This window comes from Bacillus cereus group sp. MG4, assembly GCF_040460055.1.
GTDB lineage: Bacteria > Bacillota > Bacilli > Bacillales > Bacillaceae_G > Bacillus_A > Bacillus_A wiedmannii.
Genome location: NZ_JARVGZ010000002.1, coordinates 40,323 through 62,780 on the forward strand (window position 1 = coordinate 40,323; position 22,458 = coordinate 62,780).

Consider the following 22,458-nt stretch of genomic DNA (forward strand, 5'->3'; position numbering starts at 1 on the left):
ATACATACATTTCATCGGAATGAAAACGGTAACGAGATAGAAAATATTCTATTTGAAAAGGGGAAAAATAGAAGAATGAAATCAACAGGTATTGTACGGAAAATAGATCAGTTAGGACGGATTGTGATACCGAGGGAAACGAGGCGTACGCTTGATATCCACGAAAAAGATGCCATAGAAATATTTGTAGAAGAGGAAAGTATCATTTTACAGAAATATAAATCGGATGGTACGTGTCTCGTAACAGGAGAAATTTCTTCCCAGAATATCAAACTAGCAGACGGACAGTTAACGTTGAGTCCAGAAGGAGCGAAACAGCTTCTGGAGGAATTAGAACAGTATCTGGAAAGAGTTTGAGAATACGTGGGGGGAATGGCGGATGGAGAAAAAATCACAACCTGTTTTAAAAGAAAGAGCTAGAAATACCGTATCGATGCAGGAACGGTTATTACAAGAAGTCATACAAAAGAAGAAGGTTATTTCGTTGATTTTAATCAACGGATTTCATATGAAAGGAATCGTAAAAGAATATGATGCATTTTCTATTTTGGTAGAATCCGATAACAAAAATCAATTGATCTATAAACATGCGATTTCAACGATTCGCCTCTAACAGAAAAGAAGCATGTTAGAAAACATGCTTCTTTGGTATACGAGATAGATACATAGTTAGTTGCTTACGGCTTCTTTTAAGTGTTTCCCAGCTTTAAAGGCAGGTACTTTTCTTGCAGAAATGGTAAGGGATTCTCCCGTACTTGGATTCCGTCCTTCTCGTGCAGCACGCTCTCTCACTTCGAATGTACCGAATCCAATCAGTGGGACAGTCTCTCCTTTTTGCAACGCTTGTTGAATGGATTCTAATAGGGTATCTACAGCTAAACTGGCTTGTGATTTTTTTAGTCCTGTTTTGACTGCTACTTGTGTAATTAATTCTGTTTTATTCATATAGCACCTCTTATTGTCAATTGTATTTATTTTAGTATAAGGGGAGAAAGAGAACGGTGCAAGATAGTTTGTACGTGTAACATGTTAGATTTTTTGCGAACGAAAAAACGTGGATGTGAGAACATACCCTGAACAAAGAAGGAGGCGAAAGAAGATGACAAATGTTTTTTATATGGAGCTCAATGATCTGAATCATGAACTCGAACGAAGTGCGGAAATACTGAGGGTATTGGCACATCCTGTTCGTCTACAAATTGTACATCAATTAGTCAGGAAACAGACTTTAAATGTGACCGAATTACAACAGATTTTAACATTACCGCAATCTACGGTTTCACAACATCTCCATAAAATGAGAAATCATAAAGTGTTATCACATGAACTCAAAGGAACAGAAGTATTTTATCGAGTGGACGATAAACAAGTGAAACAAGCGCTTTACGTACTGATGGGCTGAGTAGCGCGATTTTGTGTACCTAAAGTTATGTTCGGATACAAAATAAAACGAGGAGAGGGGTTCTTCTATGGGTGGAAATTTATATGACACGTATATCACAATAAAAGGAATTATTTTTATCCATGCCTATGTGACAGGGAAAGAAATTCCCTCTTCACAAGCATTACAAATGCTAGGACAATTTGATCCGGAAGAAATCCCAGGCACAATGAGAGAAACACGTCGGTATCGTATACGGAATAATGGAGAAGAATTGTTCCAATACTATAGACAGAAACATCCGAAATTATTTGAGAAACAAAGATTATGCACGTACGAAGAGTTGAAGCAACGAGCGGTGTCTTACTGTTCGGCCCATTTGACGATTCACATGTAATTCAGGAGGTACAGGATCATGTTCTGTTCACTTGAATACTACCCAATAAATGGTAATTAGATCCGATTTATTAGCCGAGGGTGATAAAAACGAACGCTCAGATTCCTCTATAACGAAAGAGAAGAAAGCACCGAGTCCATTTGACCTTTAAAGATAAAAAGCGTCCATACGATTAGATAAGGGGATGAAAAGATGGGTAGTAAAAAATCAGTGAGAATAAGTGCATATACAAGTGGTTTGTAAAATTTCACGTACCGTAATGAAAAATAAAACACACCATCAAAAAAACAACAAAGGTTGCTTCTTCTCTCCTTTTTCAGCTACAATAGATATATATCTTCTTTGCCCATTCCCTCTAAAAAGGGGAATAATAAAAAACATATAGAATATGAAATAAGAAAGGTGACTCACTTTATGACGCAACCTTTAGTGAATTTGCGAGTCGATTATGCTTTCAAACAATTATTTGGGGTACAAGGACAAGAGGACTTATTGATTTCTTTCTTAAATGCGATCTTGCATGAGTCATTATCTACACCGATTATATCGTTAACACTTGAAGATCCCCATATTCATAAAGAATATGAAGAAGATAAATTATCCATACTAGATATATTAGCTACACTTCAAGATAAGACCAAGGTAAATGTGGAAATTCAATTACGAAATACACAAGAAATCGTCAAACGTTCCCTTTATTATTGGAGTAAACTGTATACATCTCAATTAGAGCAAGGTATGCCTTACCGTTCTTTGCGAAAAACTATTACCATCAATCTATTAGATTTTAAGCTCTTTCCTCAGTATGATGATGTGCATACAGTCGGACAGTTTTGGAGCAAGCAACATCAAGACGTGTTGCTTGAAGATCTGGAAATTCATTTCATTGAGATACCTAAATTGTTACAACAATGGAGAAAAGAAGAAATTAATCTGTGGGAAAATGAATTTGCTCGTTGGTTACTTTTACTGCCAGCGCATGAGGATGAACATTTGACCCACACATTGGAGGACATCGCTATGAAACAAGATCCAGTGTTACAAAAGGCCATCCACAAATGGGAAAATATGAGTCAGAGTAGTTCTTTCCGTCTCGCATATGAAGCACGTGAAAAGGTGTTATTTGATGAACAAGCGAAATTAGCACATGCTCGTGAGGTTGGGATAGAAGAAGGTATGGAAAAAGGGCTTCAAGAGGGAATTGAAAAAGGAAAAGAAGTAGGCATTCAAGAAGGTAAATTAGCCGAAAGAGAGCAACTTATCCGTGGCATGCATAAAAATGGCATGGATATCGAAGATATTGCCAAGTTTACGAATATGGACCTGTCGGATGTACGCCATATTTTGGAACAATAACAGAGAGACATCCCAAGCGGTGGGGTGTCTCTCTGTTATTGTCTGATTATTCAGAATATTTGTGATTCATTTCTCCCTTATCAAACAATTGATTATACTGTTCCTGTATACTTTGGAGTTGTAAATGTAGTCCTTTTGCCAGTGGTGTCATTTTGAGGTCTTGTTGTAAAATGAGCAATAACTGAGACACTTTTATAAGCATCTCGTGAATCTCATATGATTCTTCTATCAAACCCTCTATAGAAACCTGCTGAAGAATCGATTCAATTCTGCTCATTTTCCAATCAATTTCTTGTAACAATTGTGTAGAATTACCAGACCATGACTTATCCACGTATAATTCCTCTCCTGTCTTTCTATATCTATTTGCATCCAACTTACTGATAGTTTCCATGTTACTATGGAAAAATAGAAAAATAGAAAAGGAAACCTAGAAATTCAAACGATACACTTCTGCTGTTACATTCTTTTCAATTGTTTTTATAACTGAAATTTATATATGTATGACTATTCCTGTAAGTTTAGTGGTATATGGTATAAGCATTCCGAATTTCTATTAAAATATCAGCAATTCGTTTGCCATTTTTCAAAATCATGTGATTTATTGTATACCCGTCTATACATTGTCTTAATTCTTGATTTAATATGACTTCTATTTCACCGTTTTCTCGCATGTTACTCGTTAATAAGGTCGGCTCGTTATTTAACAAGCAATACAATTGTAAGGTTTCAGCCAATACTGTCACTAATGGTCTCAATAGAATATCATGGTGCGGAAGCATATTAGCAGCAATTTGTTTATTTAAAACAAATTGAATGCCATTTTCTTTTACATCAAATCGATATAAGAAAATCATATACACATAGCACACCCTTTTCATATGATGTGTGAAGATATAAGAGAGAATAAGAACCGTATACTGTTTGTATCATCCACTCATTCCCTCAACTGAATAAAAGAATGGTCTATATTCATTATATATCAGGGGAAGTCACTATTCAATTTGTTATTTCATTTTAGCTGGATATTTCCAATCTGGCTTATCTTTTTTATCAGGGTTTATGTTTGTTTTTTGTTTTGATTTCTTTTGCCCTACTTTGTTCTTCACTTGATTTTGTTGTTCGAATGTATCTAACGTTATTTGTATTTGTTCCAACTTAATTTCGGACTATGAAATAGAACCGTTCTTTCTTTTCGTTCTTCACCTAGCTTACGGATTGCATGTTTACACTATCTATGCCTAGTATACGGTGAACATTATGGACAAAAGAACTTCTCCCTAATGTATGTGTCGTACCAAAGGGAACGCCTAATTCTTTTGCTATCCGTATCACACCTTTAGAGCCGGAGGTTGCACCACCATGCCCCATATGTTCTAACATGAGCATGACAATATCTGCATTCCGTATCATTTTGCGTAATGTAACTTCTCGTTCCCTTTTCCCATGCGCCCACTGAAAATGCCCACCTCTAACGGTAATTTCTTCTTCAATGGCTGCTCGACCTGGTTCAAATCCTACCATCAAAATTGTCTTTCCTTCCAACGTTTGTACATACTCTTTTTGATTTTTTTCTTGCTTTCTCTTCATACGGGCTGGTTTACTAAAATCATTTACAAAACTAGACGGATACGTCCAAGCAACCCTGACAATGTCTGGAGAACTCTTGGAATAGGCAAGATCAATAATATCTCCCTGGACGACAGAAGCAGCATCTTTTGGCGGAATCCAAAATCGATAAGGAGATCCATTGACATATATACGATTCTGTTGCATGTCTTTTTCCACAAAAAATTGTTTTCGTTCTTCATCATATTCTACAATAGCATAGGAACAACAACCACGTTCTTCATTTGGTGGCATATGTCGCCTTTCGGCCACTTCAAATCTATGCTTATACCGTCCATCCGACACAGATGCATTTTCTGTTACATACACGAAATCCCCCTGTTCTAATTCTAGCGCTCTGACAATGCGTTCGGGGACAAAACATCCTATTCCTTGTAATTCGCCTCCCTTTAATTTACGCTGAAATACATACGATTCTCTCTTTTCAAAAGGTTCTGTTTTAGCAAGAGAATTTGTATGAAGGGTATTCGTCTCTGGTTCTGTGAGTTCCTTCTTTCTATTGGGCGTTTGTACGATGGTTACATCTGGTAAACGAAGGATATCTTTCATCACATGTAGATAGCTCTGTAGAACCTCCTCAGTTTTTACAATTGATTGTTCCTGTAATTCTATTTCACAAATGACCGCTTCCATACCTTTCTTTAGTTCCGACAAAATGTTTTGTTTATCCATCTTTTCCACCTCTCTAGTCACAAAATAGGTAAAGTTCAGAAAATTAAAACCTATTAGATTAATATTAACATATCCTCCATGTACAAACTACCGAATATGGAAACGTTTATATTGTGCTCATCTTCCACCTGTTGGTCATGTATGGTGAAAAGACGGTCGAAAAAGGACCGTCTTCTAAAAAAACTTCCTAGATGACACCTACAAATCATATAGAAGATCGTGTGCTTAACAGTATTTCTCTTTCGTAGATTTTATCATAGACATGGTAGAAGTCATCATTTCATTACACTCGTGCATTGTACTAACCATATCTTTATCCACGTGTATATTCAAATAGATATATTTTCCTTCTCTTTACAAGTACATCCATTTTTTTAGTACGTTGCTCCCACTAGATTCTTCTTATTTTAAAGATATTAACTAGCCTGTTGAATCGATATGATAGGTGGAATCGAAATAGATAAAGGATAGCTGCGAGTTTCTCCCATCGCGTTTTTCGCTACCACATGATACATATAAGATTGCTCAGGTACGATATTTAAATCTGTAATGGTAGATGTTGAAAAAGTCTGGATTTTTTGATTGTTTTTATACAAATCGTATGCAGTCGCATTTTTTGCTGAAATGTTGAATTTAATTTCAGAAGGACTTATATCCGTAGTTTGCATTTGTACCCCAAATGGCGGATATTGCTTGTGTATAGGCTTAATCACATACGCCACACTATTTGACATATCTAATAATGTCTGATAATACATATATGCATATCCTTGATCGCCAAATTTTGTCCCCCAACTATTTCTTACAATGAACCATTGGTTTGTCTCATCATACCCCACGATCACAAGAGCATGTCCCCCTCTGGACTTCCTTTCTGTAACAGGTGGTACAATTCCGGATGTAGAAGTTGCATCAAAGTTGGGATATACATGTATTCCCACTAAAATAGGGTCTTGATTGGCTACTGCTTGCTTTATATCAGCAATCATATTTGCTTGACGTATAGCTTGATAGGAACTAATTTTATAAGGTACTGCATTTTGTTGCTGTAAGGCTGTAAGGGGTTCTTTAAATTGGTTTGTATTTTCTGGATTTAAATCATACAAGCGTTCTGTTTCTGGAGGTACTCCTTCTTGTTTTAAAATTTGAAAGGCTGATTCGAAATACATACCGTCCTTTGGCCCACTTGGATAATAAATATAAGAGGGCGATAAATACGTAATGTCTGTTCCACGTGCTCCTGCATCTTTTGCAATATAGTATTCTCTTAAAGCAGTTGTAGCAAATGGGACACATGTACCAAACTTCCCTTGACTTCGTACTTCTGAAAAATATTCACGTAAATCAATGCGATTGGGAAGAATATTTGGATTTTGAATGCCCTGTTGTTTTTGTTTGGTTGCTTCTTGTTTTGTGAGATAAGAAATAGATGGTGTATACTCGGGTATATCTTTTTTCATTTTAGTATCTTTTAAACCCAAGCCATACGTAGAGAAATTATTTGTTTGAAATGATGTTTCTGTTTCAGCATGTACAACTGGCACGAATAAAAATCCGATGATGCCGACTAATGTCATCATAAAAAAACTAAACGCATTATCCTTCATACAATTCCCCTCTCCAAATGTATTACCTTTCCGTAAACTAAAACTTTAGCTACGCACTAAATATATAACAAATTAAATGTATAAACTAGATTCATAAGTTGATAAATATTTTAGATCAACAGTTCGCAAAGGTACACCTTTTAGAACTGTCGGATTTTAATAGATTATTAGAACCTAAAGGTTTTATTATACACATTTGGAACGTATCCATAATTCTGATACCTTTAGGTTCTTTTTCCTGTTATAATATTATTATGTTAATAAGATGTAAGGAGATTCATACAGAATGAATAACAGAAAATTCGGATATATACGAGTGAGTAGTAAAGATCAAAATGAAGGTAGACAAATAGAAGCGATGCGAAAAATCGGAATTGATGAAAGGGATATTTTTATTGACAAACAATCCGGAAAAGATTTTTTTCGTAGAAACTATCAACTTGTTAAAATGATGTTGCGAGAAGGAGATATTTTATATGTACAATCACTTGATCGTTTTGGTAGGAATAAAGAAGCAATTTTAAATGAATGGAAAGATATCACCAAAAATATAAAAGCACATATTGTCATTACAGATATGCCTTTATTAGACACAACCAAATATAAAGATAATTTGGGCAATCTGATTACCGATCTTGTACTTCAAATTCTTTCCTGGTTAGCAGAAGAAGAGCGTACCAAAATTAAAACACGTCAAAGAGAAGGAATTGATTTAGCTAAAAAACAAGGAAAACACCTTGGTAGACCCAAAGCAGAAATTACACCTGCATTTATCACTGCATATGATATATGGAAAACTGGAGAAATTACAGCAGTGGAAGCAATAGAGAAAGCGAATGTACCAAAAACTACATTTTATCGCCTAGTTCAAAAATATGAAGCTCAACTAACAAAATAATTGATAGGTGAGAAGAAATATCCAGTTTGTACTTGGCATAGATATTCTATTGGGTTATCTCCTCGTCGGGATAATCATTGCATGTATAGTTTGTTATCTCGAATGTAGAGAGTAACTTTCTCAATACCAATATATATAATTTCATGTAAAATAAATGTGCTAACACTTATACTAACTTTTTATAACTTTCTCCTAAACACCGCAAGCCCCACTTGTGGTGTTTATTTTATATAAAAAAGAGAAAAAATTTTCCGATACGATGAGCTTTACTACTGTGAATGCAATTATCATCCTAATTTATCTCCTTATTTGAATCCTCTTTTTTTCTCTTTACCATATACGTAACAACACGTTTTGAAATATGCATTTTTGCATATTACTGTTTTGAATATCTCTATAAAACCAACCTACAAATTACAAATCAATTTATTGAGGCAATATCAAGAATAGCAATCCGGAAAAGTTACAGCTGTCGGAGCAATGAGAAAATACGATATAAAACGTTCTTCTTTTTATAAAATAATAAAAGTATAGGAAGCACAAGAGAAAACGAAACATATAGCTAAAAATGAAGATGACATGTAGAAAGATGGTAATCGAGTTTCTTTCTATTTATATAAGGATTGCACGAGGCGCTTTAGTGCATACCTTGTATTTTGAATCATCCTTGCGAAATTTGACGAATCCACAACACGTGTTAAGGGGATTCCCTTGATAGTTTTTGGGACCATTGTCCATATCAAACTCTTTGTTAGGCTTCTCGTACAATAAAAGGAAGAGAAAACATTTATGCTATATACAAACAAAAGAGAAGTCACATTCCAACTTCTCTTTTGCGACGTACAAGGAATGACAGCAATTATCCAGAATCCCTTAAACGTTAATGATATGTTGCAACATCACTTATGACATCACGGCTTTTAAAAGAGGAAGAGCAATTCCCCAAAGTGTGAATAGAGTAAGTGTAAGCGTCATATATATGCCCCCTTTCCTTCTAAAAGGATATTTTTTAGTATAAGTATACTTGTATTTTTTCTCAATAAAAAATAGTATCAAAATGAAAAATATGCAAAATTACATATTTAAGGGTTAAGAAAGCATTACGTATTTGCACAAAGGCGCAAGACGTACATATACCTGAGTACAGATATTTGTCCTCTTTCCTCACTTATCATAGCAAAATGATTTACATAAAATGAAGGAAGGTGTATTACTTGTTCTTATTCTACAACACCAGAATTTGTAAGTGTGACATGATAAGATGTATGAATAGAGAAATTCGGATACTGTTCTTTCCATTCTTTTTCTTGAAACGATCGATTCTCTTCTTTCCACTTCTTTCCCAATCCTAACGGATCTGTATGCAATACTTGGAATTGCTGAATCAAATATTGACTTTTTCGTTGTAAATCTTGTTCTATTGCTTGTTCTATACGTTTGACACCATGCTGTTGCTGCAAATTTTCATTACCTGTGATTTCTTGTATACGCCCTTTTATATGAACATCAATGAAGAAAGCGGGTGTTCCTTGATATGTTTTTAGTGTGTACTTTGGTTGAGATACAATATTTTGTATGACAATAGAATTCGAACCGTAAGAAAAGGTATGCATATCAAAAGCGTGCTTTTCTAACAAACCTTTGAAAATAAATAAGTCCTTCGCTTTTACCTCTCCAACCATCTTTTCCCTTTTAAATAAAGCGACTCCAGTAATATGTATTTTTCCATTTGTATGCCTCACAATGGGGAAAAATGTGTCACTTCCTTCTTGATAAAATTTAAAGCTACTGGCATGTAAATTCATATGAGGCAATACTCCTTGATCCATATTATGATTTAACAATCGATACAAATAAAGCGAAACATTTTCCGTTGTTTGATACGGGTAGGTGACGAATTTTTTTACATCTCCTTCTATAATGGCAATTTGTAAAGCATGTCCAATAGAAGCTTCCCTCGTTAATACATCAATAGACGCAGACAATCCTTGCTCCGCTAATGATTGAGAAAATAATGCAACGCGTAGTTGGCCACTCACCAGTGGACGTCCCGCTTGTATATTTGCAAGTTGTTTTGCTCCTTTCATGGAATGCGCAGTACTTTGAAATATTTGTACTTTATTTCCTTTTGTACGCTGAGGAGCAATAAACGTCATCCGTAGTTGTTTTTTATACGCTTCAAATATGACCGCTTGCACAAGATTTACATCATCAATGATTGTTTTAGGGAGACATCCACTGCCTAAAAAGAATACGATGCATCCAATTAACATTCTTTTTACATAAAATAATTTCATTTGATTTCACCTGTCTATCATTTTAAAACATTAATTTTTTTGCATATACAAAAGAGATACTTAGACTTTCATAACCCCTTCCGAGGTGATAGTAAGATAACACCTAAAATAGAATCGTATACAAATTGATTTGGGTTACAAACCAATGCTTAAAAAATAAAAATGACATATCGATCGTCACATCCGTACACATTTATTTGTAGTAGGGAAAAATTTCATCCGTGTTTTTATCATGTACAAAAAGAGAGACATTCAATCTATCCTTTTGTATATCTTGAATATTTTATTTTTGAGGCTCTGTTGCAAAATTTCAAAAAACGAATTTCTTGTACAAAATACGGTTATCGTTTAAGAAATTCTGAATACTTGTCGAACACGAGGCGTTTAGAATGTGGTTGATGAGGGCCCTTGTTTTACAAAGTTAAATATCCAAGGTGTATCCTTCTTATTTAATCTCACAATAAAGATAGTATTTCTTGTAAAATAAAATTTTTATATGACTGCCTTCTAAACCCACAAACTGAGTCTATGAGGTTTCTTCTGTCTTCGCTTTTTCATTCAAACAATAAACAGGATTTAAATATACACTTTTGCCTATCATAGTTTTTTGTGCTTATATAACTAATATAGAACTCAAAAATGGTGGTTTTCACCAAACGAATCCCTTTCCACCTCAAATGAAATCTTCAGATTCGCCCAAAATCGTTTTTTATCTATATCTAATACAAAAACACCCTAGCGATTTAATGTGAAACCATGATGTCATAAACGCGCTTAAAATGTTTCCGGGTGATTTCCGTATCATAAAAATGTAGAAACTACCTTTTCGCTCGTAAAAAAATAAAAGAGGATTGTATTTTTAGTATAACTCCTGTAAGGTAAGCGCATACCATACAAAACATACATCTAGGAGTGTGATCCACGATGAAACAAACTTGGAAGACAGGGATAGCGGTAACATGGTTCTCGCTTTCTCTCATGGGATGTCAATCACCACAAGCACAATCCAAACAAACATCCGCATTAACAGAGCAACAAGTCATGGCAGATACTTGGTATCAAACAGCGGGAGAAGTGAAAGCACTTTACCATCAAGGATATAACATCGGCAAAATGAAATTAGACGCGGCACTTGCTAAAGGAAGTGCAAAAAAGCCTGCCATTGTTTTAGATTTAGATGAAACGGTTGTGGATAATGGTCCGTATCAAGCCATGACAGTGAAAGAGAAGAAAGGATTTCCTTATAAATGGGAAGAATGGATTCAACAAGCAAAGGCGGAAGCCTTACCTGGCGCGCTTTCCTTTTTACAATATGCAAATGAGAAAGGCGTATCCATTTACTACATTTCGAACCGGAAACAAAATCAGTTAGATGCCACATTACAAAATTTACAAAAGTTGAATATCCCACAAGCCGATAAGGATCATGTTTTATTGCAAGGACAAGGGGAAAAAGGGAAAGAAGAGCGAAGAAAGAAAGTGGCGACAGAACACGATATTGTTCTATTCTTTGGAGATAATTTATCTGATTTTACGGGATTTGATGAGAAATCTGTACAAGATAGAAATCAAGCGGTAGAAGCGATGCACGAAGCATTTGGAGAAAAATTTATTGTGTTCCCGAATCCGATGTATGGGGATTGGGAATCCGCTTTATATCAATATGACTTCAAAAAATCAGATACTGAAAAAGACCAACTCCGTAAAGATGCATTGCGTGTATTTGAAGATGTGAAATAGCGGTCCCCCTTAGGTCAAATAGAGGGATGTTTGCTATTATATTTTATAAGCTGTGGTAAGCTGTCATTTAGAAGATTGAGTGTATTCGCTCAATCTTTTTTCATACTTGTTACGATTCCATGATTCAATTGCAACATCTGGCGAATACACACTGCTTATCAAGGGGATTTCCTTGACGGTAAATTGTTAATGTATCAACTATAGAGGGCTTCTATCCCAATCTTTATGTTTAAACAAACGTTTGATTCGGTGTCCTCGTACGAACCTCCTACGGATTCGCTGTAATTCGTCAATGTTTTTATATATTTTTTAAGAAAGGGACCCTCGTATGTATAAATCTAATTTCGTTGCTTTCTTACTATTCATGATTTCTTTTTCTTGTTACGTCATCTATGTAACCAAAAACCCGCTCAATTTGCATCCCGTCGTTTTATTATCTATTATGTTGATTACAATTATAGGTATCATTCTTTTTAGTGATTTCTATGATACAATTTATATGAAATATATACTTCTCATGGGATTGTTTCTGTATCTCATTCTTATATGTAGTACACTGCTAAACATCATATGAGTGTGGATGTACAATAACATACCAGCATTTTTTTATGTAAATGTCAACATAAGTATGTACATTTTTGCTTGTTTAAACGTGTACAAATTTAATCATTTTCTTTACTGAAATAATCTTTAATTCGATACGATTGCCCCATGATGCTCACAACTGTGGCGTGATGTAAGACACGATCTAGTATGGCATTCGCAATTTTAGGATCTTGGAAAACTTCATCCCATGACTTGAAATTAACATTCGTAGTTAAGATCGTACTTCGTTTTTCATAACGCATATCAATGAGTTGGAAGAATAATTTTGCATCCTCCGGATCAATTGGTAAATATCCAATTTCATCAATAAGGCTTAGTGACAGGTGAAGTAGGGAGCCAAGCGCCGATGGCGCACCAACTCCCCCTTCCCGAACCGTACGTGCCACTTTCACGGCATACGGCTCTCCAAGAACCTAACAAAGCTATCGGGGATCATAAGCTAAATTACTTAACTTAAATCCATCATATTCACCACGATGGATTTTCTTATGACATTCTTTACAAACTGGGATTTGCTTTCGATTTATTTCACTTAATACATCATTGAAGCTATTTCTTGTTTTTTTATTTCTGCGTATATGACGTATATGGTGCATTTCAATATCTTGTTTTACATTACAAATGGCACAGGAATTTCCTAATTTAGAACGTACCTTCATGTTACCCATCACTTTGAGTAATTCAGGTTTGATATCTTTGGTTTGGAAAGCAGATGGTTGTCTGGTCCAGTCATGATTGTTATAAAATGAGACTACATAGGTTTTCCGGTTCTGGTGCAAATAAAGGACACATTCCAAAGGGCAATGGGGATTCCTATCGGAATCGTTCTTTACGCTGTTAATCCGAATAGTTGATGAATAAATTCTTTTTGATTTTAAACAGACTGATCCCGTAAATCAACCTGTTCTTTTTTTATCATATGCATGGCTTCTACTCCTGCAAGAATACATGTAGCTGTGCCAAAAGATTTAAATCCTAACATAGAGCGTACACGTTTTTTAATGAACCGATGGTCTTGCTCCACTACGTTATTTAGATATTTTATCTGTCGAATTTGAGTGCCTAACGGCACTTTTTTCTCTTTCTTTAATTTAGTGATGGCAACTGGATAGGCAGGATTTTTATCAATTGTGATTGTACGAGGTTTTGGGACATGAAAAGACTGCAAAGCCTTCTTAAAGAATCGCTTTGCGGCCTTATGATTTCTAGTTTTACTGAGATAGAAGTCAATCGTATTTCCTTCAGAATCAACCGCACGGTATAAATACATCCATTGCCCTTTTACTTTTATATATGTTTCATCCACTCGCCAGGAATCATCTGTTTGTTTCAAATGACGTCGGATCCGTTTATCCAGTTCTGGTCCGTATTGATGGACCCAGCGCATAATCGTTGTATGAGCTAAAGATAATCCTCTTTCTTCCATCATTTCCACCAAATCTCGAAAACTTAGATTGTACCGTAGGTACCAACGTACAGTTAATAAAATGATATCTGGTTGGTAATGCTTCCATTTAAACAAATTGTTCTTTTTCATACTGATCACACACCTTTTATAGAGTAATAATATCAGTATGTCCAAGGTTTAGAGTTTACTTGCAATTCCTCGAATCTTTTTGCACCAGAACCTTAAAGGTTGTGATTTTGGTATTTTATATGACATAGTGTATTTTCCCTCTTTATGTTTTTTACAAACATTATCGGGTATCTCAAAGCGATTTATACATGATGATATTTTATAGTGGACTTATATAATGGCACTAAGTGCCGCTTTATCCATTTGTAATACCCACTTCTAGTTATACCAGCAATGGTACATAATAGGGTGACCGTATACCCCTTTTCTAACATCTCAAATATCACTTCAAACCTTCTCGTTTTGGATATAGCTTGCACGCCTCCTTTTACTTCCCTAAGAGCTTTTTTAATATTTCATTTTCCGCTTCTAATCGTTTAATTTTAGATTCTAGATTTTCTGATTTCCCTCTTGGTCTACCTATACCTGGTCTTTTCGCTTTACCGCGTTTTTCTTCTAATCCTTTGATACCTTCAGCTTCAAAGTGTTTTACCCAACGACTTACAACCGAGTGATGAATACCTAATTCTTTCGCAACGGTTTCATAGCTCATGCCTTCGTTTAAATATAAATCTATAGCTTTTTTCTTAAATGTTACATCGTAAGTGACTCTAATTTTCCCCATAGAAAAATCCCCTCCATAGTAAACAGGGTAATGTGCTTTCTTTTTCCTGTCTACTATAAGGGGATCATATCATTCCAGACTTCTCTTTTTCGACGTACAAGGAATTACAGAAATTATTCAGAATTTCTTAAAGATAGCGGTATTTTGTAAACGGGCTTATGCTTTTTCAAACTTTGCAACAGAACCGGTTTTCCCATTTGTACTTTTTATTCTAAACGTAATATCCTTACTAAACTTTTTAAAAACTTTAGAAACAGAAATACGGTATTTTTTAGCCAGTGTTTTTGCAAGTGAGAATTTTAGTATATATTGAATCCGATCAATTTTTGCGAAATTGTCTACAAATCGATAGTAATTCTGAATGCCTCGATTGATACTATTAAATCGAGTGATAATTTGATCTGTATCCAGAGTAGTCCAACCATCTTTGCATGAGGGTACTCCTATCGGAGTGCAAAATCCTTTTAAGCATAGTTTTTGTACCAATTTCTTAATAGGCGCTTTCATAGTGGGGGTAGTTTTGCCTGCTCTCGATTTATAGTGACGTTTAGCCTTTTGTGTTGTAGTTGTTACAAATATATGCCCACCATTCCTCCCATTTGAAAGATCAGTACCTAAAAAATGAGCCTGTCCTGACTGAGCATGTGTGATTTTGGTCTTTTCCTCACTCAATGTGGGGTACAGCCGAGATACGTGTAAAAACAGGTCACAAACTTACTTTTATTTCCAAATAGACGCAAGTATACATCGCATTTTATACTTTTAGAGAACATTGCATATGCTCATGTATTGAAAATGTCCTTTGCTAAATCCGCATTTCCTTCTGTTCTTCCTTTGAATTCATTACTATAATTTAAAGTATAGTAATGAATTAAGGGGAGGAATATATTTTGAAGACAAACAAATGGTTACGTACAATTCCTGCAGCATGCTTGTTAAGTTCAGCTATACTGGTATTACCTACTTCTTCATTTGCAGCAACTGATATGAGTAGTTGTAGTAAAAATGATTATTCTCAGAGTTGTGTGGAACAAACAGATCCAGGTGTAAATAATCGAACTCATGCGATGTATGAAACGATTAATAGATTAGTAGAAATAGATGATTTAAATGAACAAACAAATTGGAGTGGAAACAGTTGGTATAACTTTATTCGCTTTAATTATTTAATTTTACCAAGTCAAGAGCAAGATGTTTTAAATCAACTAAATTCAATTCCAAAAGATAATGTGGAATTAAAACAAGTTCTTAAAGCCTTAAATGGGTATCATAATCGAACAAATACAATTACGGATACCAACACACTACAGATTTCAAACATGAATGTAAATAAATATATCGAAGACCCTAAACCAGATCCTAATTCAGATCAATATAGAGAAATTAATACAAAAGCAATTAATGAAAGTTATAACCAAACATTAACAAAGAAAACACAAAACATAACGGAAAGCATTCAATCAAGTAAGCAATTAACAGTCACACATAGTTTAGATATTGGCGCAAAAGAAGGTTTAAAAACAACATTTGGAGTGGAAGTTCCATTTATTGGGGAAGTAAAAGGGGAAGTATCTTTTGAATACCATGCAAATTATGGTTATACAAATGCAGCTACAACAATTGATACCATTACGCACACTGTCACTTCTCCACAGGAAGATATCCCGTTAGCTCCTCGTACAGGTGCAGTAGTAACCGCAAAACTAAGTACACCTGTATATAAAACAAAATTATTAGGAACTTCTAAAATTAAAGGATATTATACAGATCAAGTTAATAGTTATCCAACTTGGGTACAACTAGGTATCTATAATAAATTCAAAGTAATTTCTCAGCATAATCCAACAGTTTGGAATAAGTTGAAAGAATTGGGATTTTCTTTAGATGATCAAACAAAAGAAGTCATTTTCAATGGTGTGATAGATTTAACAGACCGTCATGCACCAGGATCTACGTTTGAATCTCGTACTCAAATCTATGAATTAGATGCAAACGGAAATATTAATTACAATAAACCTGTAGGTCAACCACAACCAAAAACAGGACAAGTTCAAAAATCCAACGTTTCCAACTCTACATCCCAATTATTACTTGTAAAGTAATGTTGTTAAGGTGTGAAAATCTATACGGATATCACTTGGGAATATTTTGAATAGTAAAAAGAAACAGTGACGATTAAATTCACTGTTTCTTTTTATCTAACCGTTTAATAATTCCCGTCATTTAGATTTTTGTGAATATGTCCAATGAGAGATACATTGAAATGACTGTGTAACATCCTTAATAACTAGCCACCTTATATTTTATTCTGTAGACGGTTTGCCTTGTTATGCCGTTTTCTTTTGCAATATGAGAAATGGCTTCGCCATTGTTTAACATTTCAACCACCCGATTATATACCAACCTCTTTTGTGGATCCTTTGCTTTTGGAGAATAGAGGGTCGGTCTTCCTTTATAGACACCTTTCTGTTTAGCAATCGAAATTCCCTGTGCTTGCCTTCTTTTCGTTTCTGTTCGTTCTTGTTCCGCAATCATAGGCCTCACGATACCATTTCGGGAAAATTGTACGTTTAGACACAATTCGGACACATTTCAAGTGATTCTTTGTAAAATATCAAAATTTTTGATTCCTTCATTTGACTTTTACTATCTATTTTTCATGATTTCGGTGAAAATGAGAAATATGTTATTACTTCAGGCGGGAGGAAACAAGAATGAAATGCTATCAATTACATTTGGAATTAGTGGGATGCCCTTTCCCTATTTGGAGAAAAGTTATTTTACCTGCGAAATTAACTTTTGATGATTTACATGATGTGATTCAATGCTTATTTCAATGGGAGCACCAACATTTATTTGAATTCACTGTAGGAAAATATACGATATCGGATCCACCTGATTCGAGTATTCCCTTTTCCATGTTGGAACTGACAACACCATCTCGAATGCTGCGTGCTCATAGAACCATGCTACTTGAACAAATCAAAAAGAAGGGTCAAATTTTTCAATATGTATACGACTTTGGAGATCACTGGTTGCTACAGATTCAAGTTGAAGATGTACTCAATCAAGATTCTGATGAAATAACATGCATTGGAGGAGAAAATGCAGCTCCTTTAGAGGATATCGGAGGTATTCCGGGATATATTGAATTTTTAGAGGCAATAAAAGATTCTTCACATCCACAATATAAACTCTTCGCAGAATGGGATTTATTAGATTTTGATCCTACTTCCTTCGATATACAAGAAGTAAATAAGGGATTAGCCTATTGCGATTAATGAATGCCTACAGTACAAAGAAACCCTGATTTATATATTTTGAATAAAAAAGACTGTTGTTGAATTTCACACAGCAGTCTTTTTATATGATGATCTGATTTAAGAATCATCTGCCATTTTATACTCTAAAAACAGGCTTACCCCAATTAAAAAGATGATGCTTATGTAGTGAATCGATGGAATAAGGATACAACATAGAATGACTTCTAAGCATAGGGTACTTCTTTTTAAAACTTCGTAATTTAAAATTTTTTTGTCATATAAAGAACAAAGAAATTGTAGATTCGGATATGCCATATAAGAATTCCATAATAAGAGCACAGGTAAACTAAATAAATACATCTCAATAATAAATATGTTTGTCATAATCGTATCTAACGTACTGTTACCAGTAATAAAAATACCAGGAAGAGCTAATACAAATACTAGTACGGTAATAGGAATAATAAAAATATAATAATCGATAAGAAATGTAAAGGACTGAACGTAAAGATGTTGTTGTTTTCTCCATCGAGATGATTTGAAATAAATAAGAACATTTACGATAAAAAATAGCAAGATAAAGAGTAGTGGCAATATAATTCCTCCTGATGAATGATATCTTCTCCATTTTTTCTTTGCTCTATAAGTATACAAGCATGTTTCAAATAAAAGAAAGTTACTTCTTTTGTGTACAGAAAATTGTATATTTCTGTACACTTTATTTTTTAGTAAAAAACACTACATTTTTTCCTACTATCGTGTCCATAAACAGTGTACAATTATGTATGTTCAGATATCTATCTAAAATTAAATTATTGAACAGGGAGAGACTACAAATTGAAAATTGGTTATGTGCGTGTATCAACTGTAGATCAAAATTCAGATTTACAAATAGATGCTTTAAAAGCATATGGATGTGATGAAATATTTGAAGATAAGTTGAGTGGCATTGCCGGAAAAAGGCCCGGCCTTGAAAAAGCTCTTCAATATGTGAGACCTGGTGATTCTCTTGTAGTTTGGCGACTTGATCGTTTGGGGAGAACGATGCATCATCTTATCCAAATTGTAAATGAATTAAATGAACAGGGAGTTAGCTTCTATAGTGTACAAGAAAATATCACGATGGATCGCTCTAGCGCTACAGGGCAATTAATGTTTCACTTATTTGCTTCTTTTGCAGAATTTGAAAGAAACCTTATTCGTGAACGTACAGAGGCGGGAAGAATTGCGGCAAGGGCTCGGGGACGTTTTGGTGGAAGACCTGAAAAGTTAGGAGAAAAAGAACAACAAATGATACAAACACTCGTGTCTAAGAAAACCCCAATTAAAGATATTGCGCAAATATTAAAGATTTCTCGTACAACAGTGTATCGTTATTTACAAAAATAGGAGGATGTTCAGATGGCGACGAGAGAAGTCCTGACTCAAACGCAACGAGAATACTTTTATGAATTATCAGACCAGGTGAGTGAACGAGAGCGGATACGATACTATACATTATCTGAAGAAGATATACAAATCATCCGTCAGCAACGTGGCGCAACGAATCAATTAGGTTTTGCGGTTCAATTGGCCTATTTACGATTTCCTGGTCGACCATTCGCTTCTGGAGAAAAAATACCCGATTTTCTTGTATCGTTACTTGCAAAAAGATTAGGAATCGTGCCTGCAGCTATACATCATTATGCGAAAATTCGCGATACAACAAGGCGAGAACACATCAGCAAAATTCGAAAACATTTTGGATTCCATTCTTTTACCTTACGAGAATATCGAGAATTAGCAAATTGGCTTCTTCCAACTGCTATGGGGACAGATAAAGGTCTGGTTTTAGTTGATCTTTTGATACAAGAAATGCGAAAAAGAAAAATCATTCTTCCTGCCATGTATGCCGTAGAACATTTAGTTTGGGCGGTATGTGAACGTGCAGAAAGGCGAACGTTTAAAAAGTTAACAAAAGCGTTATCTCCACAACAACTTTTACAATTAGACCAGCTATTAACAAAGTCTGCAGACAAACATATTACGAATTTATCCTGGTTACGAAAACCACCTGGGACGGTTTCTCTTAAAAATTTTCATAAAATATTAGACCGCGTTCAATTTATTCAAAGGCTTGCATTACCATTAGAAAACGGACAAGAGATTCACCAAAATAGATTACTACAATTAGCTAGGGAAGGCTCTCGATATTCAACTCAACATTTGTCTCGATTCCATTCCCTGAAACGGTATGCAACTTTAATGGCATTTTTAATTCACATTTATGCTTTTTTAATTGATCAAGGTTTATATGTAAATGAAAAATTACTTGGGCGCATGTTTAAACGAGGAGAAAAAATACATAACGATTCATTCCAAAATGACGGAAAATTAATTAATGAGAAAATCCGTTTATTTGCAAAACTTGGGCAGGTGTTAATTGAAGCAAAAGAAACCGAACAAGATCCTTTTGTATCATTACAAGCTGTTATACCATGGGACCAATTTGTGCATTCGGTAGAACAAGCGGAAGCGTTGGCGAGACCTGCAGAATTCGATTATTTAGAGTTACTGGATACCTATTATGGACAATTTCGCAAGTTTGCCCCGCGACTTTTACAGGTTTATACGTTTCAATCTTCTGGTATCACCCAAACATTATGCGAAGCACTTGAAATCTTAAAGGAATTGAATACATCCAAGAAAAGAAAAGTTCCTGAATGTGCTCCCGTGGATTTTATAAAATCCAAATGGTTAAAACATGTTTTAAAAGAAGATGGTATTGACCGTCATTACTATGAATTTAGTGTATGGACAGAATTATGTAATCACCTTCGTTCGGGAGATATATGGGTACCAGGAAGCAAACAATACAAAAACTTTGATGAGTACTTATTACCAGTACAAACCTGGGAAGAAATCAAAAGGAAACAACAAATTCCATTGTCTATTGCTACAAATGTAGGGAGTATATACAAAATCGATGCGGATTGATGCAAGAGCAATTAACAATGGTAAATCAACTCATTCGAAACCAAGAATTATCGGACGTTTCTGTTTATGGCGGTCACATCCACATTCCATCTTTAAAAAAGGACGTTCCAGACGATGTGGCAGATCTTACAAGGGCTATTTATGATGTATTACCACGTATTAAACTAACAGAACTATTAGTAGAAGTAGACTCTTGGACCCACTTTAGTCAACAGTTTGTACATCTTCATACGAAAACAGGGCCAAAAGATGAAACTGCATTATTTGCGGCAATTTTAGCCGAAGGGATTAATCTTGGATTAAGTAAAATGGCTGATGCATGTCCTACTGTTACCTACACACAACTTGCTTGGATAGCAGATTGGTATATCAGTGATGAAAATTATACAAAAGCTCTGGGAGTCTTATCAAATTTTCAACGGCAAAATAAGCATGCTGCCCATTGGGGCAATGGAACCACTTCTTCTTCAGATGGACAATATTTTAGGTCAAGTGGTGCTTCTAGTCCATTAGCTCAAGTGAATGCCAAACACGGAAGAGATCCTGGCCTAAACTTCTATACTCATATTTCAGATCAATATGATCCTTTTTACGCCCAAGTCATTAGTTCTTCTGAGGAAGCGCCTCATATTATAGACGGATTATTATACCATGAAGCCGATACTAGAATTGAAGAACATTATACGGATGCTGCTGGATTTGTAGATCATGTATTTGCTATGTGTCACATGTTAGGGTTTCGATTCGCACCTAGAATTAAAAGTATAGATAAGACAAAAATTTATACAATCGACAAACCTTCCTATTATCCAGAGCTAAACTTTATGATTGGCGGCACCATACAAATGAAACCTATACGAGACAACTGGGATGCATTATTAAGATTAATCAGTTCTGTGCAAAATGGAACGGTTACTGCATCTCTTATTTTAAAAAAGTTAGCATCTTATCCACGGCAAAATAGTTTAGCGGTAGCATTACGAGAAATTGGACGTATAGAAAGAACATTATATACATTAGAATGGCTGCAAGACCCTACCCTGAGAAGGCGAGTTCAAGTAGGACTTAATAAAGGAGAAGCGAAACATTCGCTTGCACGAGCCGTGTGCTTTCATCGGTTAGGAGAAATACGTGATCGTTCTTATGAAGATCAATTGCATCGAGTGAATGGTCTGCAGTTATTAATTTCTGTAATTGTTATTTGGAATACAGTGTATATTGAAAAAGCGATTGAATTATTACAATCGCAAGGAATGGAAATTCCAGAAGAATATGTGCAGCACGTTTCTCCAATAGGTTGGGAACATATTGCATTAACAGGTGATTATATCTGGAATGTACAGCAAAAGACATCGATTCATCATTTAAGACCTTTGCGAACAAAATATGCAAGAAATAGATACTAACCATCTTACCGATTTCCTATGTAAATACG

25 protein-coding genes and 3 pseudogenes are annotated in these 22,458 nt (G+C 35.0%); 14 read left to right on the top strand and 14 right to left on the bottom strand.

Annotation, left to right across the window (positions count from 1 at the left end):
• Positions 1–75 precede the first annotated feature (75 nt).
• Both QCI41_RS28835 and hfq read left to right on the top strand, forming a co-directional pair.
• The gene (locus QCI41_RS28835; protein WP_000843032.1) at positions 76–357 is read left to right on the top strand and encodes an AbrB/MazE/SpoVT family DNA-binding domain-containing protein; all 282 of its coding nucleotides are present in this window, start codon (positions 76–78) and stop codon (positions 355–357) included.
• Positions 358–379: 22 nt separating this feature from the next.
• Positions 380–613 (top strand): RNA chaperone Hfq, encoded by a 234-nt coding sequence (hfq, locus tag QCI41_RS28840; RefSeq protein ID WP_061659251.1) that lies wholly within the window; start codon positions 380–382, stop codon positions 611–613.
• A gap of 56 nt (positions 614–669) precedes the next feature.
• Here the strand turns inward: hfq and QCI41_RS28845 are convergent, their stop codons facing one another.
• Positions 670–945 carry an HU family DNA-binding protein gene (locus tag QCI41_RS28845; RefSeq protein WP_098148140.1) on the bottom strand — a complete coding sequence of 92 codons (276 nt, stop codon included), beginning with the start codon at positions 943–945 and terminating at the stop codon, positions 670–672.
• 154 nt (positions 946–1,099) lie between these two features.
• On the opposite strand from QCI41_RS28845, the gene QCI41_RS28850 reads away from it, so the two are divergent.
• The 3 genes from QCI41_RS28850 to QCI41_RS28860 all read left to right on the top strand — a co-directional run bounded on the left by QCI41_RS28850 (position 1,100) and on the right by QCI41_RS28860 (position 3,134).
• A complete protein-coding gene (locus tag QCI41_RS28850) occupies positions 1,100–1,402 on the top strand; it encodes an ArsR/SmtB family transcription factor (RefSeq protein WP_353838922.1) in 303 nt (100 codons plus the stop codon).
• Between the two features lie 67 nt (positions 1,403–1,469).
• Positions 1,470–1,778, top strand: coding sequence for a hypothetical protein (locus QCI41_RS28855; RefSeq protein ID WP_353838921.1), 309 nt, complete (start codon positions 1,470–1,472; stop codon positions 1,776–1,778).
• Between the two features lie 414 nt (positions 1,779–2,192).
• Positions 2,193–3,134, top strand: a complete 942-nt coding sequence (locus QCI41_RS28860; protein WP_065486601.1) for an Rpn family recombination-promoting nuclease/putative transposase — start codon at positions 2,193–2,195, stop codon at positions 3,132–3,134.
• 46 nt (positions 3,135–3,180) lie between these two features.
• Here QCI41_RS28860 and QCI41_RS28865 read toward each other — a convergent pair whose 3' ends face one another.
• The 5 genes from QCI41_RS28865 to QCI41_RS28885 all read right to left on the bottom strand — a co-directional run bounded on the left by QCI41_RS28865 (position 3,181) and on the right by QCI41_RS28885 (position 7,042).
• Entirely contained in the window at positions 3,181–3,468 is a 288-nt protein-coding gene (locus tag QCI41_RS28865; RefSeq protein ID WP_065486599.1) for a hypothetical protein, read from the bottom strand.
• 187 nt (positions 3,469–3,655) lie between these two features.
• Positions 3,656–3,991: a hypothetical protein gene (locus tag QCI41_RS28870; protein WP_065486598.1), complete on the bottom strand. Its 336-nt coding sequence runs from the start codon at positions 3,989–3,991 to the stop codon at positions 3,656–3,658.
• A gap of 150 nt (positions 3,992–4,141) precedes the next feature.
• On the bottom strand, positions 4,142–4,291 hold the full coding sequence (locus QCI41_RS28875) for a hypothetical protein (RefSeq protein ID WP_166669643.1): 150 nt from the start codon (positions 4,289–4,291) through the stop codon (positions 4,142–4,144).
• Between the two features lie 49 nt (positions 4,292–4,340).
• Positions 4,341–5,435, bottom strand: coding sequence for a hypothetical protein (locus tag QCI41_RS28880; protein ID WP_353838919.1), 1,095 nt, complete (start codon positions 5,433–5,435; stop codon positions 4,341–4,343).
• 416 nt (positions 5,436–5,851) lie between these two features.
• Entirely contained in the window at positions 5,852–7,042 is a 1,191-nt protein-coding gene (locus tag QCI41_RS28885; RefSeq protein ID WP_353838918.1) for a C1 family peptidase, read from the bottom strand.
• Positions 7,043–7,328: 286 nt separating this feature from the next.
• Between QCI41_RS28885 and QCI41_RS28890 the strand changes: the two genes are divergently transcribed.
• The 3 genes and pseudogenes from QCI41_RS28890 to QCI41_RS30780 form a co-directional block, all read left to right on the top strand.
• The gene (locus QCI41_RS28890; RefSeq protein WP_243169138.1) at positions 7,329–7,940 is read left to right on the top strand and encodes a recombinase family protein; all 612 of its coding nucleotides are present in this window, start codon (positions 7,329–7,331) and stop codon (positions 7,938–7,940) included.
• 407 nt (positions 7,941–8,347) lie between these two features.
• Positions 8,348–8,474, top strand: a pseudogene (locus QCI41_RS28895) (helix-turn-helix domain-containing protein); the annotation flags it as partial.
• Between the two features lie 221 nt (positions 8,475–8,695).
• Positions 8,696–8,793: pseudogene (locus QCI41_RS30780) on the top strand (IS6 family transposase); the annotation flags it as partial.
• Between the two features lie 367 nt (positions 8,794–9,160).
• Here QCI41_RS30780 and QCI41_RS28900 read toward each other — a convergent pair.
• A complete protein-coding gene (locus QCI41_RS28900) occupies positions 9,161–10,237 on the bottom strand; it encodes a Ger(x)C family spore germination protein (RefSeq protein ID WP_353838917.1) in 1,077 nt (358 codons plus the stop codon).
• Positions 10,238–11,161: 924 nt separating this feature from the next.
• On the opposite strand from QCI41_RS28900, the gene QCI41_RS28905 reads away from it, so the two are divergent.
• Entirely contained in the window at positions 11,162–11,977 is an 816-nt protein-coding gene (locus QCI41_RS28905; RefSeq protein ID WP_353838916.1) for a 5'-nucleotidase, lipoprotein e(P4) family, read from the top strand.
• A 662-nt stretch (positions 11,978–12,639) separates the two neighbouring features.
• Here QCI41_RS28905 and QCI41_RS28910 read toward each other — a convergent pair.
• The 5 genes from QCI41_RS28910 to QCI41_RS28930 all read right to left on the bottom strand — a co-directional run bounded on the left by QCI41_RS28910 (position 12,640) and on the right by QCI41_RS28930 (position 15,456).
• The gene (locus tag QCI41_RS28910; protein WP_340873925.1) at positions 12,640–12,975 is read right to left on the bottom strand and encodes an ATP-binding protein; all 336 of its coding nucleotides are present in this window, start codon (positions 12,973–12,975) and stop codon (positions 12,640–12,642) included.
• 30 nt (positions 12,976–13,005) lie between these two features.
• Entirely contained in the window at positions 13,006–13,242 is a 237-nt protein-coding gene (locus QCI41_RS28915; RefSeq protein WP_353838915.1) for an HNH endonuclease, read from the bottom strand.
• Between the two features lie 215 nt (positions 13,243–13,457).
• Positions 13,458–14,120 (bottom strand): IS6 family transposase, encoded by a 663-nt coding sequence (locus QCI41_RS28920; RefSeq protein ID WP_353838914.1) that lies wholly within the window; start codon positions 14,118–14,120, stop codon positions 13,458–13,460.
• A gap of 367 nt (positions 14,121–14,487) precedes the next feature.
• Positions 14,488–14,784 carry a transposase gene (locus tag QCI41_RS28925; protein WP_353838913.1) on the bottom strand — a complete coding sequence of 99 codons (297 nt, stop codon included), beginning with the start codon at positions 14,782–14,784 and terminating at the stop codon, positions 14,488–14,490.
• A gap of 156 nt (positions 14,785–14,940) precedes the next feature.
• Positions 14,941–15,456: a group II intron reverse transcriptase/maturase gene (locus QCI41_RS28930; RefSeq protein ID WP_353838912.1), complete on the bottom strand. Its 516-nt coding sequence runs from the start codon at positions 15,454–15,456 to the stop codon at positions 14,941–14,943.
• 218 nt (positions 15,457–15,674) lie between these two features.
• Here QCI41_RS28930 and QCI41_RS28935 point away from each other — a divergent pair, with 218 nt between their 5' ends.
• Positions 15,675–16,886: an ETX/MTX2 family pore-forming toxin gene (locus tag QCI41_RS28935; protein WP_353838910.1), complete on the top strand. Its 1,212-nt coding sequence runs from the start codon at positions 15,675–15,677 to the stop codon at positions 16,884–16,886.
• Between the two features lie 178 nt (positions 16,887–17,064).
• Here the strand turns inward: QCI41_RS28935 and QCI41_RS28940 are convergent.
• Positions 17,065–17,319: pseudogene (locus QCI41_RS28940) on the bottom strand (helix-turn-helix domain-containing protein); the annotation flags it as partial.
• 179 nt (positions 17,320–17,498) lie between these two features.
• On the opposite strand from QCI41_RS28940, the gene QCI41_RS28945 reads away from it, so the two are divergent.
• Positions 17,499–18,065 (top strand): plasmid pRiA4b ORF-3 family protein, encoded by a 567-nt coding sequence (locus tag QCI41_RS28945; protein ID WP_353838909.1) that lies wholly within the window; start codon positions 17,499–17,501, stop codon positions 18,063–18,065.
• Positions 18,066–18,164: 99 nt separating this feature from the next.
• Here the strand turns inward: QCI41_RS28945 and QCI41_RS28950 are convergent, their stop codons facing one another.
• A complete protein-coding gene (locus tag QCI41_RS28950; protein ID WP_353838908.1) occupies positions 18,165–18,641 on the bottom strand; it encodes a hypothetical protein in 477 nt (158 codons plus the stop codon).
• 243 nt (positions 18,642–18,884) lie between these two features.
• Between QCI41_RS28950 and QCI41_RS28955 the strand changes: the two genes are divergently transcribed.
• The 3 genes from QCI41_RS28955 to QCI41_RS28965 are packed head-to-tail and all read left to right on the top strand — an operon-like array spanning position 18,885 to position 22,429.
• On the top strand, positions 18,885–19,436 hold the full coding sequence (locus QCI41_RS28955) for a recombinase family protein (RefSeq protein WP_353838907.1): 552 nt from the start codon (positions 18,885–18,887) through the stop codon (positions 19,434–19,436).
• 12 nt (positions 19,437–19,448) lie between these two features.
• Positions 19,449–21,023: a DUF4158 domain-containing protein gene (locus QCI41_RS28960; RefSeq protein WP_353838905.1), complete on the top strand. Its 1,575-nt coding sequence runs from the start codon at positions 19,449–19,451 to the stop codon at positions 21,021–21,023.
• Complete coding sequence (locus tag QCI41_RS28965; RefSeq protein WP_353839255.1) at positions 20,972–22,429, top strand: Tn3 family transposase; 1,458 nt, start codon at positions 20,972–20,974, stop codon at positions 22,427–22,429. Before QCI41_RS28960 ends, QCI41_RS28965 begins: the two co-directional genes overlap by 52 nt.
• Positions 22,430–22,458: the final 29 nt, after the last annotated feature.

Bases quoted from the DNA above. Each gene is read 5' to 3' on its own strand.
- QCI41_RS28835 (WP_000843032.1), top strand. From the start codon at position 76: ATGAAATCAACAGGTATTGTACGGAAAATAGATCAGTTAGGACGGATT.
- hfq (WP_061659251.1), top strand. From the start codon at position 380: ATGGAGAAAAAATCACAACCTGTTTTAAAAGAAAGAGCTAGAAATACC.
- QCI41_RS28845 (WP_098148140.1), bottom strand. From the start codon at position 945: ATGAATAAAACAGAATTAATTACACAAGTAGCAGTCAAAACAGGACTA.
- QCI41_RS28850 (WP_353838922.1), top strand. From the start codon at position 1,100: ATGACAAATGTTTTTTATATGGAGCTCAATGATCTGAATCATGAACTC.
- QCI41_RS28855 (WP_353838921.1), top strand. From the start codon at position 1,470: ATGGGTGGAAATTTATATGACACGTATATCACAATAAAAGGAATTATT.
- QCI41_RS28860 (WP_065486601.1), top strand. From the start codon at position 2,193: ATGACGCAACCTTTAGTGAATTTGCGAGTCGATTATGCTTTCAAACAA.
- QCI41_RS28870 (WP_065486598.1), bottom strand. From the start codon at position 3,991: ATGATTTTCTTATATCGATTTGATGTAAAAGAAAATGGCATTCAATTT.
- QCI41_RS28880 (WP_353838919.1), bottom strand. From the start codon at position 5,435: ATGGATAAACAAAACATTTTGTCGGAACTAAAGAAAGGTATGGAAGCG.
- QCI41_RS28885 (WP_353838918.1), bottom strand. From the start codon at position 7,042: ATGAAGGATAATGCGTTTAGTTTTTTTATGATGACATTAGTCGGCATC.
- QCI41_RS28890 (WP_243169138.1), top strand. From the start codon at position 7,329: ATGAATAACAGAAAATTCGGATATATACGAGTGAGTAGTAAAGATCAA.
- QCI41_RS28900 (WP_353838917.1), bottom strand. From the start codon at position 10,237: ATGAAATTATTTTATGTAAAAAGAATGTTAATTGGATGCATCGTATTC.
- QCI41_RS28905 (WP_353838916.1), top strand. From the start codon at position 11,162: ATGAAACAAACTTGGAAGACAGGGATAGCGGTAACATGGTTCTCGCTT.
- QCI41_RS28915 (WP_353838915.1), bottom strand. From the start codon at position 13,242: ATGAAGGTACGTTCTAAATTAGGAAATTCCTGTGCCATTTGTAATGTA.
- QCI41_RS28920 (WP_353838914.1), bottom strand. From the start codon at position 14,120: ATGAAAAAGAACAATTTGTTTAAATGGAAGCATTACCAACCAGATATC.
- QCI41_RS28925 (WP_353838913.1), bottom strand. From the start codon at position 14,784: ATGGGGAAAATTAGAGTCACTTACGATGTAACATTTAAGAAAAAAGCT.
- QCI41_RS28945 (WP_353838909.1), top strand. From the start codon at position 17,499: ATGAAATGCTATCAATTACATTTGGAATTAGTGGGATGCCCTTTCCCT.
- QCI41_RS28960 (WP_353838905.1), top strand. From the start codon at position 19,449: ATGGCGACGAGAGAAGTCCTGACTCAAACGCAACGAGAATACTTTTAT.